The organism is Janthinobacterium sp. HH102, assembly GCF_001758625.2.
Classification (GTDB): domain Bacteria; phylum Pseudomonadota; class Gammaproteobacteria; order Burkholderiales; family Burkholderiaceae_D; genus Janthinobacterium.
This window is the reverse complement of record NZ_CP062062.1, coordinates 4798541-4812251: the sequence shown is the minus strand read 5'-3', so window position 1 is coordinate 4812251 and position 13711 is coordinate 4798541. Positions and strand designations below refer to the sequence as shown.

The 13711-nt window shown below is 62.1% G+C and carries 12 protein-coding genes; 11 read left to right on the top strand and 1 reads right to left on the bottom strand.

Annotation, left to right across the window (positions count from 1 at the left end; all coding sequences use genetic code 11):
- The first annotated feature begins 309 nt into the window (after positions 1-309).
- From JAB4_RS21980 to JAB4_RS21965, 4 genes are all read left to right on the top strand, one after another.
- Entirely contained in the window at positions 310-2256 is a 1947-nt protein-coding gene (locus JAB4_RS21980) for a glycosyl hydrolase family 18 protein (protein ID WP_265334675.1), read from the top strand.
- Between the two features lie 81 nt (positions 2257-2337).
- Complete coding sequence (locus tag JAB4_RS21975) at positions 2338-3372, top strand: cupin-like domain-containing protein (protein ID WP_070223373.1); 1035 nt, start codon at positions 2338-2340, stop codon at positions 3370-3372.
- Between the two features lie 269 nt (positions 3373-3641).
- Positions 3642-4817, top strand: coding sequence for a cyclopropane fatty acyl phospholipid synthase (gene cfa, locus JAB4_RS21970; RefSeq protein WP_227742014.1), 1176 nt, complete (start codon positions 3642-3644; stop codon positions 4815-4817).
- A 12-nt stretch (positions 4818-4829) separates the two neighbouring features.
- Positions 4830-5675, top strand: coding sequence for a LysR family transcriptional regulator (locus JAB4_RS21965; protein WP_070223375.1), 846 nt, complete (start codon positions 4830-4832; stop codon positions 5673-5675).
- Positions 5676-5806: 131 nt separating this feature from the next.
- On the opposite strand, the gene JAB4_RS21960 is transcribed toward JAB4_RS21965, so the two are convergent.
- Complete coding sequence (locus JAB4_RS21960; RefSeq protein ID WP_034752039.1) at positions 5807-6493, bottom strand: Bax inhibitor-1/YccA family protein; 687 nt, start codon at positions 6491-6493, stop codon at positions 5807-5809.
- A 219-nt stretch (positions 6494-6712) separates the two neighbouring features.
- Here JAB4_RS21960 and ndk point away from each other — a divergent pair, with 219 nt between their 5' ends.
- The 7 genes from ndk to JAB4_RS21925 all read left to right on the top strand — a co-directional run bounded on the left by ndk (position 6713) and on the right by JAB4_RS21925 (position 13654).
- Complete coding sequence (ndk, locus tag JAB4_RS21955; RefSeq protein WP_070223377.1) at positions 6713-7129, top strand: nucleoside-diphosphate kinase; 417 nt, start codon at positions 6713-6715, stop codon at positions 7127-7129.
- Between the two features lie 124 nt (positions 7130-7253).
- Entirely contained in the window at positions 7254-8429 is a 1176-nt protein-coding gene (gene rlmN, locus JAB4_RS21950) for a 23S rRNA (adenine(2503)-C(2))-methyltransferase RlmN (RefSeq protein ID WP_034752035.1), read from the top strand.
- Between the two features lie 11 nt (positions 8430-8440).
- The gene (gene pilW / locus JAB4_RS21945) at positions 8441-9217 is read left to right on the top strand and encodes a type IV pilus biogenesis/stability protein PilW (RefSeq protein WP_070223384.1); all 777 of its coding nucleotides are present in this window, start codon (positions 8441-8443) and stop codon (positions 9215-9217) included.
- 67 nt (positions 9218-9284) lie between these two features.
- On the top strand, positions 9285-10211 hold the full coding sequence (locus tag JAB4_RS21940; RefSeq protein ID WP_343216120.1) for a helix-turn-helix domain-containing protein: 927 nt from the start codon (positions 9285-9287) through the stop codon (positions 10209-10211).
- Between the two features lie 38 nt (positions 10212-10249).
- Positions 10250-11512, top strand: a complete 1263-nt coding sequence (gene ispG, locus JAB4_RS21935) for a flavodoxin-dependent (E)-4-hydroxy-3-methylbut-2-enyl-diphosphate synthase (protein WP_070221911.1) — start codon at positions 10250-10252, stop codon at positions 11510-11512.
- A gap of 57 nt (positions 11513-11569) precedes the next feature.
- A complete protein-coding gene (hisS, locus tag JAB4_RS21930; RefSeq protein WP_070221912.1) occupies positions 11570-12931 on the top strand; it encodes a histidine--tRNA ligase in 1362 nt (453 codons plus the stop codon).
- A gap of 54 nt (positions 12932-12985) precedes the next feature.
- The gene (locus JAB4_RS21925) at positions 12986-13654 is read left to right on the top strand and encodes a tetratricopeptide repeat protein (protein ID WP_070221913.1); all 669 of its coding nucleotides are present in this window, start codon (positions 12986-12988) and stop codon (positions 13652-13654) included.
- Positions 13655-13711: the final 57 nt, after the last annotated feature.

The window sequence follows — 13711 nt, the reverse complement described above, 5'->3', positions numbered from 1 at the left end:
ATTAAAAAACTGGTCTGTCTTTTCCCGATCCAGCGTCTTTTTTCATCCTCCCTCTGCCGTTTTTTGATTGTCCAGTAGGACAACACGCCGTTCGCATAAGCCGCTGCGCTTTTTGTGCGAAGTGGTATTGCCCACTTAGAGGCCACTTCAAAACCACTTGACCGCCTATTTTTTCAGCAGCATGCTGTTCTTGCAACTGCAGAAAAACAAAATCACAGGGTAGCTTTTTATCGAAGCAGAGTGGTATTTCCGCAAACCTGAACAGGAGACAGCGTGGAAAATTTAATACTCAAAAAAACGATCAGGAACATGATGATATGTCTGGCCAGCGGTGGCGTGCTGGCGGCTTGCGGCGGTGGCGGCGATGCCAGCGCGCCGGCTGGCTCGCAATTGCTGGCGGCCAGCACGGTGGTCGCCTGCGTGCCGTGGCAAGAGGGCGGCACGTACAACGCGGGCACGGTGGTCACTTACCTGGGCGCCAATTACACGGCCCTGGTGACGCAGACCGACCACGTGGGCTCGGGCTGGAACCCCGTTTCCACGCCTAGCCTGTGGAGCGCCGGCGGCACGTGCGATGGCGGAACTACGCCAACTCCTACGCCGACCCCGACACCGACTCCCACGCCAACCCCGACGCCCACCCCGACGCCGAATCCAACCCCGACACCCACTCCGACGCCGACACCAACCGGCGGCACCTGCGCATTGGCATGGGTGGCCGGCACGGCTTACAGCGCGGGCGCCACCGTCAGCTATGCGGGCACGAATTACCGCGCCAACTACTGGACGCAGGGCGACAACCCGTCGACCAGCAGCGGCGCCGCCGGCACGGGCAAACCATGGACCAGCCTGGAGATCTGCAGCACCACGCCGACTCCAACCCCGACGCCAACGCCGACACCGACTCCAACGCCGACTCCAACGCCAACTCCAACGCCAACCCCGACACCTACCCCGACACCTACCCCAACCCCGACGCCAACGCCAACCGGCCGCGAAGTCGGTTCCTATTTCGCCCAATGGGGCGTGTATGGCCGCGATTACGAAGTGGCGAACGTGCATTCCAGCGGCGTGGCCGACAAGCTGACCTTCATCAACTACGCTTTCGGCAATATCTATCCGAAAAACGGCGGCTACGAATGCGGCATGATCACCAAGGCCGAGCCAGGCGCGACGAATCCGAATTCGCCGGACGCGGGCACGGGCGGCGATGCCGAGGCCGACTACATCCGCACGCCGAAGCGCACCGTCGATGGCCAGGCCATTCCGTGGGACGCACCGTTGTCGGGCAACTTCCTGCAGCTGAAAAAGCTGAAGGCGGCGCATCCTAACCTGAGATTATTCATCTCGCTGGGCGGCTGGAGCTGGTCGAAGAACTTCTCCGTCGGTTCGGCCACCGATGCGCTGCGCAAGCAGATGGTGCGCTCGTGTATCGATATCTACATCAAGGGCAACCTGCCGGTGCAGGGCGGTCGCGGCGGCGTGGGTGCGGCGGCCAACATCTTTGACGGCATCGACATCGACTGGGAATACCCGGTCGGCGGCGGCCAGCCGTACAACACGGTCAGCCCCAACGACAAGCGCAACTTCACCTTGCTGATGGCGGAATTCCGCAGCCAGCTCGATGCGCTCGGCGCCGCCAACGGCAAGCGCTACCTGTTGACGGCCGCTGTCGGTGCCGGCAAGGACAAGATCGACAACACGGAACCGGCCCTGTACTCGCAGTACATGGACTGGATCAACCTGATGACGTACGACTTCCACGGCGGCTGGGAAACGAGCACCAACTTCAACGCCCAGCTGTTTGCCGACCCTGCCGATCCGTCAACGGGCATGGCGCGCGAATATGTGGGCGACAAGGCGGTGCAGTACATGATTGCCGCCGGCGTGCCGCGCGACAAGCTGCTGCTGGGCATACCGTTCTATGGCCGCGGCTGGACGGGCGTGGCGCCGGGACCGAACGGCGATGGCCTGTACCAGGCGGCCACGGGCACGGCGCCGGGCACCTACGAGTCGGGCATTGAGGACTATAAAATCCTCGTCGCCAAAGCCGGCACGCGCTACTACCATCCCGTGACCAAGCAGCTGTACCTGTACACGGGGGCGGGCGGCCAGTGGTGGAGCTATGACGATCCGACCGTCATCGGCACCAAGGTGAAATACGTGAAGGACCAGGGCTTGCGCGGCGCGTTCTCGTGGGAACTCGATGGCGACGCGAACGGCGTGCTGGCGACCGAGGTGTGGAAGGTACGCTAACCGTGTGCTAGCGTCGCAGGATGCGGCCGGGCGGCATTGCTGCCCGGCCGCTTGTTCACATAAAAAAAGAGGAGACGGGTGATGGCGGCAGTATCGACATTGGGAGTCAAACATCAGGAACAGGAATTGAGCCGCGAGTGGCGCAGCTGGATCGCGGAAAACCTCATGCTGGGCAGCCACCCGTCTGCGCTGATGCCGGTGCTGCAAAAGGCCGGCATTGCGGAGCCGCTGGCGCGCCGCGAAGTGGAGCTGGCGCTGCATAGTCCCTACCTGGCCGGCGCCGTGCGCCTGTCGAACCGCCTGGCCAAGCGCGACTGGGTGATCGATATCCAGCGCAAGCTGAACCAGCTGCGCCCGCCCGAGATTCCCCGCCGCGACAAGCTGTCCGCGCAGGAATTCCTCGACGAATACTATTCGACCAACCAGCCCGTCATCATCACGGGCATGATGGATGACTGGCCCGCCCTGGCCAAGTGGAGCCCGGCCTACTTCCGCGACCATTTTGCGCAGCGTGAAGTGGAAGTGCAGTTCGGCCGCGAAGCGGATGCCCAGTATGAAATGAACAGCGTGGCGCACAAGCGCAAGATGGCGTTCGGCGAGTACGCGAGCCTGGTCGAGGGCAGCGGTGCAACCAATGATTTCTATATGACGGCAAATAACAATTCGCAGAACCGGCAAGCCTTGCGCGAGCTGTGGGACGATATCGGCCAGCTGCCCGAGTACCTGGAGCAGAGTGGCGGCCCGACGGGTTTTCTATGGTTCGGCCCGGCTGGTACGGTGACGCCGTTCCACCACGACCTGACGAACAACTTCATGGCGCAAGTCAAAGGGCGCAAGCGGTTGCGCATCATGGCCGCCTGCGAGGTGGCGCGCGTGTACAACCAGCGCCACTGTTTTACACCCGTCGACGGACGCGCCATCGACCTGCGGCGCTATCCGCTGATGGCCGACGTGCAGGTGCGCGAATGCGTGCTGGCACCGGGCGAGATCCTGTTTTTGCCCGTCGGCTGCTGGCATTTCGTCGAAGCGCTCGACGTATCGATGACGGTGGCGTTTACCAACTTCAAATGGGATAACGATTTTTACAGCAAGTATCCGCCGAATCACGACTTTTGATCGTCGCGCGGATTGCCGCGAACGCGCAGGGAACAGCCGCCGAACAGGCGGCTTTTTTCATTGTACGGTGTGCTTCTTGTATAAGATATTTCCATAAAATAATTGATTGAAATCATTTTGCAGCAATTATTTTGATATGAATCGCCATGATGTTTCATTATCCAGCTGGTCATGGCGGGCGGATAATTTGATGGCTGGCGCGGCGCCGGGCCTCTGAGCGGGCTTGCCGGTGCGCACCGGCACCGACAACCATCTGGAGGCGGCAGGGCATGAACACGCAGCAAATGACACAGTTACAGCAAGCACCGGCAAGTAGTACGGAACTCCAGCTCGACACGCGGCTGACCCGCGAAGCGGCCGAGCTGCTGGCCAGGGCCGATATCCACTTGAATGGCCGCGCCGCCTGGGACATGCAGCTGCGCAAGCCGGGCGTGCCCGAGCGGGCTTTTGCCAGCGGCAACCTGGGCCTGGGCGAAGCGTACATGGATGGCGACTGGGATGCGCAGCAGCTCGACGAATTCTTTTGCCATCTGCTGCGCGCCAGGGTGGCCGACGATGTGCGCCCCATGCGCCTGGCCTTCCACGCGCTGTACGCGCGCCTGTTCAACCTGCAGACGGAGCGACGCGCGTGGATGGTGGGCAAGGAGCACTACGACCTGGGCAACGCCTTCTATGCGGCCATGCTCGATCCGCGCATGACCTATACCTGCGGCTACTGGAAGGACGCCGGCAGCCTGGCCGAGGCGCAGGAAGCCAAGCTCGATCTGGTCTGCCGCAAGCTGCGCCTGGAACCGGGCATGCGCGTGCTCGACATCGGCTGCGGCTGGGGCAGTTTCATGCGCTATGCGGCGGAAAAATACCAGGTGCAATGCGTGGGCGTGACGATTTCGCAAGAGCAGGTCGCCTACGCGCGCGGCATGCCGGGCGGAGAAAACCTGGACTTCCGCCTGCAGGATTACCGCGACACCGATGAAAAATTCGACCGCATCGTCAGCATCGGCATGTTCGAGCATGTGGGGCACAAGAATCACCGCACCTTCATGCAAGTGGCGCACCGCTGCCTGGAAGACGACGGCCTGTTCCTGCTGCACACGATCGGCAAGAACAAGCGCGATTCCGCATGCGATCCGTGGATCGACAAGTACATCTTCCCGAATGGCGACTTGCCCTCCATCGGCCAGATCGGCGACGCCATCGATGATTTATTTATCGCCGAGGACTTGCACAACTTCGGCGCCGACTATGACAAGACCCTGATGGCCTGGCATGCGAACTTTGAGCAGGCGTGGCCGCAGTTTGCGGCCCAGCTGGGCGAGCGCTTCCATCGCATGTGGTCGTATTATTTGCTGTCCTGCGCGGGCGCCTTCCGCGCGCGCGACCTGCAGCTGTGGCAATGGGTCTTGTCGAAGCAGGGCGTGCTCGGTGGCTATGATCGCGTCAGCTGATATGATGGCTTGATGGACATCAATCAGGCGCGTACCTTCCTCGAAGTGGCTTCCTGCGGCAGCTTCATCATGGCGGCCGAGCGCATGCACGTGACGCAGACGGCCGTCAGCGCCCGCATCCGCACCCTGGAGCAGCAGCTGGGGCGCCAGCTGTTCGTGCGCAACAAGGCGGGCGCGCGCCTGACGCCGGCCGGCGAGCGCTTCATGCGCCATGCGGCCACCATGGTGCAGGTGTGGGAGCGGGCGCGCCACCAGGTGGCCTTGCCGCCGGGGCGCGACGACGCCGTCAGCATCGGCTGCGAACTGAGCCTGTGGCAGCCGCTGCTCGGCGACTGGCTGATACGCATGAGCCGCGATTGTCCCGAAATCGCCTTGCGCGCTGAAGTCGACAGTCCCGCGCGCCTGCTCGACGCCGTGCACGACGGCTCGCTGGACCTCGCCGTGCTGTACAACCCGCCGCAGCGCCCGGGTCTGGCCAGCGAATTGCTGGCCGAGGAAAAGCTGGTGATGGTGACCACGCGCGCCGACGGGCAGATGCAGGCCGATACCTATGTGTACGTGGACTGGGGGCCCAGCTTCGCGGCGAACCACCAGGCGGCGTATCCTGAACTGAGCAGCCCGCCCGTGTCGATCTCGCTGGGCCCGCTGGCCCTCGTGTACCTGCTGGAAGTGGGCGGCGCCAGTTATTTTCGTATCGGCAGCGCGCAGCCGTATCTCGATGGGGGCTTGCTGTACCGCGTGCGCGACGCGCCCGAATTCTCGCATTCCGCCTACGCCGTGTATGCGGCCCAGCGCGACAACCCGCCCCTGGACCGCGCCCGCGCCTGCCTGCTGGAGGTGGCGGACAGAATCAAGTAGAGATTCGACAGACGTAAAAAAGCCGACCCGCGGGTCGGCTTTTGTTTTCATGCTCTGGCGCATAAGCGCAGCGCATAAAACGTTCAGGGCAAAGCACTGCAACGCCGCCCTGGGCGTTTTTGCGTTAGCGCTTAGTCGCGGCTGCCGCCAGCGAAGCCCAGAAGGGAGAGCAGGCTGGTGAAGATGTTGTACACGTCCAGGTAGATGCGCAGGGTGGCCGAGATGTAGTTGGTCTCGCCGCCGTTGATGATTTGCTGCACGTCATACAGGATGTAGGCCGAGAAGATGGCGATGGCGACCATGGAGATCACGATCGACAGTGCCGACAGGCCCAGGAAGATGTTCGCCACCGATGCCAGGATCAGCACGATCACGCCGGCGAACAGCCATTTGCCCATCGCCGAGAAATCGCGCTTCGAGACCGTGGCGATCGTCGCCATCACGGCCAGGATGGTGGCCGTGCCGCCGAATGCCGTCATGATCAGCATGCCGCCGTTCGAGTAGCCGAGCGTGCGCGTCAGGATAGGCGTGAGCATCAGGCCCATGAAGAAGGTAAAGCCCAGCAGGACGGCGACGCCGAGGCCCGAGTTCTTGGTTTTCTCGATCGCGTACATGAAGCCGAATGCGACGGCCATGAAGATGATGAAGCCCATGCCGCCGGTCAGCATCGGCAAATGCATTTGCACGCCGATGAAGGCGCCCAGCACGGTCGGTATCATGGACAGTGCCAGCAGCCAGTAAGTGTTGCGCAAGACCTGGTGGCGGACTTGCTGCATGCCCCCCGACAGGTCAAAGGTGCGTTGCATGTTCTGATTCATAGTGCCTCCGTGTTGTCAATTCAAATTACTGCTTTACCCAAGGATAGCATGGGGGGCGGAATTTGCCAAAAAAGCAGCTTAAGATTTCATTAAACAGGGACAGGGCGGCAAGATGCCCCTGCCCGTCTGGGTGATATGGGGTGGAGTATGGTAAAATCAAAGGTTGATTGAGTTATCAATTTACCGTTTTAAACCTTACTTTTATTGGAGTTTTCACACATGGCAATCGAACGCACCCTGTCGATCATCAAACCAGACGCAGTTGCAAAAAACGTAATCGGTCAAATCTACACCCGTTTTGAAAACGCTGGCCTGAAAATCGTTGCAGCACGCATGACCCAACTGTCGCGCGAACAAGCTGAAGGCTTCTACGCAGCGCACAAAGAGCGCGGCTTCTTCAAGGATCTGGTCGACTTCATGGTTTCCGGTCCAGTCATGATCCAGGCCCTGGAAGGCGAAAACGCCGTTCTGGCCCACCGTGACCTGATGGGCGCGACCGATCCGAAGAAAGCAGAAAAAGGCACGATCCGCGCCGATTTCGCCGATTCGATCGACGCTAACGCCGTACACGGTTCCGACGCTGTCGAAGCTGCTAAAGTGGAAATCGCTTACTTCTTCCCAGAACTGAAGGCTTAATTGCCTTAGATAACGTTATTTCCTGGCGTTATCTGTGAAATAACTTATCACCCCCTGTTCCCGCTGCGCTGTGGTGCTTTGCCCCTGATGCGCGCGGGGACGGATTTTTAGAATAGACAAGATCATGAATACGACGACCCTCACCAACTTGCTGGACCTCGATCCCGCGCAACTCATCGCTTACTGCGCCGAGTTGGGAGAGAAACCGTTTCGTGCGAAACAATTGCAACGTTGGATACACCAGTTCGGCGCTTCCGACTTCGACGCCATGACGGACCTGGCCAAGTCGCTGCGCGACAAGCTGGCTACGCGCGCCGAAGTGCGCGCCCCTGCCATCATCAGTGACCACACGTCGACGGATGGCACGCGCAAGTGGCTGGTCGACGTGGGCAATGGCAATGCCGTGGAAACCGTGTTCATCCCGGAAGAAAACCGCGGCACCCTGTGCATCTCGACCCAGGCCGGCTGCGCCGTGAACTGCCGTTTCTGCTCGACGGGCAAGCAAGGCTTTAACCGCAACCTGAGCGTCGGCGAAATCATCGGCCAGCTGTGGATGGCGGAATTTGAATTGCGCCGCACCAAGGGCATCGAACCGGGCCCGAAAGGCGAGCGCCAGATCACCAACGTGGTGATGATGGGCATGGGCGAGCCCCTGCTGAACTTTGAGCCGACCGTCACGGCCCTGAAATTGATGCTTGACGACAACGCCTACGGCCTGTCGCGCCGCCGCGTGACCCTGTCGACGTCGGGCGTGGTGCCGATGATGGACAAGCTGTCGCAGGAAGTTCCGGTGGCCCTGGCCGTCTCGCTGCACGCCTCGAACGACGCCTTGCGCGACGGGCTGATTCCACTGAACAAGAAATACCCGCTGAAGGAATTGATGGCGGCGTGCAAGCGCTACCTGGAATTCGCGCCGCGCGATTTCATCACCTTCGAATACTGCATGCTGGACGGCGTCAACGACAGCGACGAGCACGCGCGCGAACTGCTGGCGCTGGTGCAAGACCGCGAGTTCGGCGTGAACTGCAAGTTCAACCTGATTCCGTTCAACCCGTTCCCCGAGTCGGGCCTGTTCCGCTCGAAAAACCCGCGCATCAAGGCGTTTGCCCAGGTGCTGATGGATGGCGGCATCATCACCACCGTGCGCAAGACGCGCGGCGACGATATCGATGCGGCCTGCGGCCAGCTGGCCGGCGAAGTCAAGGACCGCACGCGGGTGCAGGAACGCATGGAAAAGATGACTGAGTATCAACAGAAATTTGGCGCCAATTTCGGCAAGATCGTGGAGATCCGCTCCTGATGAGGGAAGGCATGGCTTACCAACGCTCGCTTGCTGTGGCCGCTGTTTGCCTGGCTGTGCTGCTGGTCGGCTGTGCTTCCACCGCAGACAAGGAGCAAGCTGCATCTGTCGAGCAGCGCGCCGCCTTGCGCTTGCAGCTGGCCAGCGCCTATTATATGCAGGATCAGTTTGTGGTGGCGTTGGCCGAAGCAGAGCAGGCGGTGCAGCTGGTGCCGGACAATGTCCAGGCGCGCGGCATGCGGGCCCTGATTCTTGCTGCCCTGCGCCAACCTGGGGCTGCTGAAAAAGATTTTCTTTACGCATTGCGCCTCGCGCCCCACAATCCCGAGTTGAGCAATAATTATGGCCAGTTTCTGTGCCAGACCGGGCGCGCGGCGCAGTCGCTGGCGTATTTCGATGCCGCATTGCAAGATGCCGCCTATGGCACGCCTGAACTGGCGCTGCATAATGCGGCGGCGTGCAGCCTGGTCATGAAAGATTACCCGCGTGCCGCTGACTACTGGCTCAAGGCGGAGCGCATCGCACCTGGCGCGGCAATCACGTATGCCGGCCTGGTGCGCGTGTATTACCAACAGCAAGACTACCGGCAAGCGGCTCATTACCTTGAGCGGCTCGGTAAAGTAGCGACAATGGAGAGCCAGACGGCCGATGTGCTGTGGCTCGGGATCAAGGTGCAGCATAAGCTCGGGGATGCGGGTGCGGAAGCTGGCCTGGGGGCGCATTTGCGCAACCACCATTCCGGCTCCCCCGAATATGCTGCTTATCAAAATGGGGCGTTTGATGAGTGAGACAGGGATACCAATGAATTCAGAGTGGGCAGAAACGCCTCAGCAGCAGCCCCAGGGCAATCTTGCGTTGGCAGGCGCACAGTTGAAGGCGCAGCGCGAAGCGCTGGGCTGGCCCGTGGAGCAGGTGGCCGACCAGCTCAAGCTGGCGCCGCGCCAGGTGATCGCGCTGGAAGAGGGCGACATGGCGGCTTTGCCAAACGTGGCCGTGGTGCGCGGTTTCGTGCGCGCCTACGCCAAGGTGGTGCGTCTCGACGCGGCGCCGCTGGTGGCCATGATCGAAGTCCATCCGGCGCCGGCGCAAGACCCGGCCGCGCCCGTGCGGCGCGAGATTTCCGCCACGTTCTCGGAATCGCGTTTCCCGTCGATGACGCAGCGTTCGTCGAACCAGACGCCAATCTGGATCGCCGGCGCCGTGGCCGTCGTCGTGGCGGCCGCCTTTGGCGCCTATAAACTCGGCTACGTGCCGGCCAGCCTGCTGTCCGCGCAGGCCGGGAAGGAAACCGCGCATGCGGAAGTGGGCCCGGTGGAAACGACCCTGATCAAGCCGGGCCAGGACTTGACGCCCGTGCAGACGCCGTCCGTGCCCCTGATTTCCGTGCCGCCGCCGCCAGGCAACGATACGCAGACGGGCGCACCTGCCGCTGCCGCCGCTTCGGCGCCGGCCGCCGCCGTGCCGCCAGCCGCCGTGCCAGCTCCGGCGACAGCGGCGACGGCTGCCGTCACGCCGCCCGCTGCTGCCGCTGCCCCTGCCGTGGGCGCGAATGCGCTGGTGCTGAAGGTGGAGCAGGATTCCTGGGTCGAGATCCGCCGTCCCGGCGCTTCTCCGCTGATTTCGCGCATGGTCAAGGCGGGCAGCACGGAAACGTTCGATATCACGGGTCCGGCCACTCTGGTGGTGGGCAAGCCGGGTGTTGTGCAGGCAACCTTGCGCGGCGCCAAGCTGGAGCTGCCGACCGTGGCCGGCGGCACGATCTCGCGTGTCAGCATCAAATAATTGCAGTAATCGTTCAAGCAAACTCAGAAGATAATATTATGGCTACCTCGAAAACAGCGATCGGCTCCGGCCCTTCCGGCCGCCGCGACAGCCGCAAGGTGCTGATCGCGCACGGCCAGCGCCAGATCTGGGTGGGCGGCGACGCCCCCGTGGTGGTGCAGTCGATGACGAATACGGATACGGCCGACGCCATCGGCACGGCGATCCAGATCAAGGAACTGGCGCGTGCCGGTTCGGAACTGGTGCGCCTGACGGTGGACCGTCCCGAAGCGGCTGCGGCCGTGCCCTACATCCGCGAGCAGCTCGACAAGATGGACATCGACGTGCCGCTGGTGGGCGATTTCCACTATAACGGCCATACCCTGCTTAACGACTACCCCGATTGCGCGCGCGCGCTGTCGAAGTACCGCATCAATCCGGGCAATGTGGGCAAGGGCGCCAAGCGCGACACGCAATTTGCGCAAATGATCGAAGCGGCGTGCAAGTATGACAAGCCGGTGCGCATCGGCGTGAACTGGGGCAGCCTGGACCAGGCCTTGCTGGCGCGCATCATGGACGAGAACGCGGGCCGCGCCGAACCGTGGCCGGCGCAAGCCGTCATGTATGAAGCGCTGGTGACGTCGGCGATCGAAAACGCCGTGCGTGCGGAAGAGCTGGGACTGGGCCGCGACAAGATCATTCTGTCGTGCAAAGTCTCGGGCGTGCAGGATTTGATCGCCGTGTACCGCGAACTGGCGCAGCGCTGCGACTATCCGCTGCACCTGGGCTTGACGGAAGCGGGCATGGGCAGCAAGGGCATCGTCGCTTCGACGGCGGCCCTGGCCGTGCTGCTGCAAGAGGGCATCGGCGACACCATCCGCATTTCGCTCACGCCGGAACCGGGCGGCGACCGCACGCGCGAAGTCATCGTCGGCCAGGAAATTTTGCAAACCATGGGCTTGCGCAAGTTCGCGCCCATGGTGATCGCCTGTCCCGGTTGCGGCCGCACGACGTCGACCACCTTCCAGGAGCTGGCCGACAACATCCAGACGTATCTGCGCGAGCAGATGCCGGAGTGGAAGAAATCGTATCCGGGCGTGGAAGCGATGAACGTGGCCGTCATGGGCTGCATCGTCAACGGTCCCGGCGAATCGAAGCATGCGAACATCGGCATCAGCCTGCCCGGCACGGGCGAGTCGCCAGCCGCCCCCGTGTTTGTCGACGGCGAAAAAGTCGTCACCCTGCGCGGCGAACGCATCGTCGAGGAATTCCAGGACATCGTCCTCAATTATGTTAAAAGCCATTACGGCGCAGCAGCGTAGGTCGGATTAGCGCTACGCGCGTAATCCGGCAATCAAGTTAAAGCAAAGAAGAACACTATGTCCGAAAATAAAAAGCTCGATAAAATCACCGCCGTCAAAGGCATGAACGATATCCTGCCCGCCGACGCCCCGCTGTGGGAATTGTTTGAAAACACGGCCCAGTCCGTTCTGCAAAGCTACGGTTTCCAGCAGATCCGCACGCCGATCGTGGAAGAGACGAAATTGTTCGCGCGCGCCATCGGCGCCGTGACCGATATCGTGGAAAAGGAAATGTATTCGTTCACCGATTCGATGAACGGCGACAACCTGACCCTGCGCCCGGAAGGCACGGCCGGCGTGGTGCGCGCCGTCGTCGAGCACAACCTCGTCTACGAAGGCCCGAAACGCCTGTGGTACAAGGGCCAGATGTTCCGTCACGAGCGCCCGCAGAAAGGCCGCTACCGCCAGTTCCACCAGTTCGGCGTGGAAGCCATCGGTTTCACGGGCCCGGATATCGACGCCGAGATCATCATGCTGTCGCGCCGCCTGTGGGATGACCTGGGCCTGGAAGGCATCCGCCTGGAACTGAACTCGATCGGCGACGCGGCCGAGCGCCTGCGCCATCGCGCCGACCTGATCGCCTACCTGGAAAGCCACAGCGAGCTGCTCGACGAAGAAGCCAAGCGCCGCCTGCACAGCAATCCGCTGCGCATCCTCGACACCAAGAACCCTGCCATGCAGGACCTGGTCAATGGCGCGCCGAAGCTGCTCGATTACCTGGGCGAGGAATCGCTGGCCCATTTCCACGGCGTGCAGAAGATCTTGAACCACAACAATATCCCGTTCACCATCAACCCACGCCTGGTGCGCGGCCTCGATTACTACAACCGCACGGTGTTCGAGTGGGTCAGCGACAAGCTGGGCGCGCAAGGCACGGTCTGCGCCGGCGGCCGCTATGATGGCATGGTGGAAATGTTCGGCGGCAAATCGACGCCCGCCGTCGGTTTCGGCATGGGCGTCGAACGCCTGGTGCTGCTGATGAAGGATGCGGCCGAGCCGGAAGCGCCGGCCCAGTGCGACGTCTACCTGGTGCACCAGGGCGAGCAGGCAGGCTTGCAAGCGTTCGTGCTGGCCGAGCGGATTCGCGATGCGGGCCTGGACGTTGTGCTACATTGCGCAGCGAGCAACGGCGGCGGCAGCTTCAAGACGCAAATGAAAAAGGCCGATGCCAGCGGCGCGGCGTTTGCCGTGATCCTGGGCGACGATGAAATCGCCAACAACGTCGCGACGGTGAAAGCCATGCGCGAAGCCGATGCGGGCGCGCAGCAGAGCACGGTGCCGTTCGACGATGTCGTCGATTACGTGGTGGACCAGATCATCGGCGACCACGATTGCGGCCACGACCACGGTCCTGGCGGCCACGTGCATCACCACCATTAATTTGCAGCAAGACCGTACTACCCTCGATCAACTACTCATTCAAACTGACGACCCATGGCATACGATCACGAAGAACAAGAACAACTGGCAACCCTCAAGGCCTGGTGGCAGCGCAATGGCAATCTGACCTCCTGGGTCCTGATCGTGGCGCTGGCCGGCTACAGCGGCTGGGCTGGCTGGCAGTACTACCAGCGCACGCAGGCCGCGCAAGCGGGCCAGCTGTACGACGAACTGCAGAACGCCATCGCCGCCAAGGACACGGCCAAGGTGATGCGCGCGACCAGCGACATGCAGTCGCGTTTCAGCGGTACGGCATATGCACAGATGAGCGCCCTGGCCGCGGCCAAGGTGGCGTTCGACGCGAACGACCTGAAAACGGCCAAGACCCAGCTGCAATGGGTGGCCGAGCATGGTACGGAAGAGTACAAGGCCATCGCCAAGTTGCGTCTGGCCGGCGTCCTGCTGGACGAAAAAGCCTACGATGAAGCGCTGAAGGTGCTGGCGACGGCCACCGTGGCGCAATTTGCCGGTGCCGTGGCCGACCGCAAGGGCGACATCCTGGTGGCGCAAAACAAGCTGGCCGATGCCCGCACGGCCTACCTGGCCGCGATAGCCGCGACGGACAAGAACAATCCAGGCCGTCAACTGATCCAGGTCAAACTGGAAGCGATCGGCGGCACGGTACCGGAAGACAAGGCCAAGGCTGACAAGGCCGCCGCCTGACAGGAACACTGATGGTGGTGCGGCCGCGCGGCGTTGTGCGCCGCCTGCCTTGCCCTT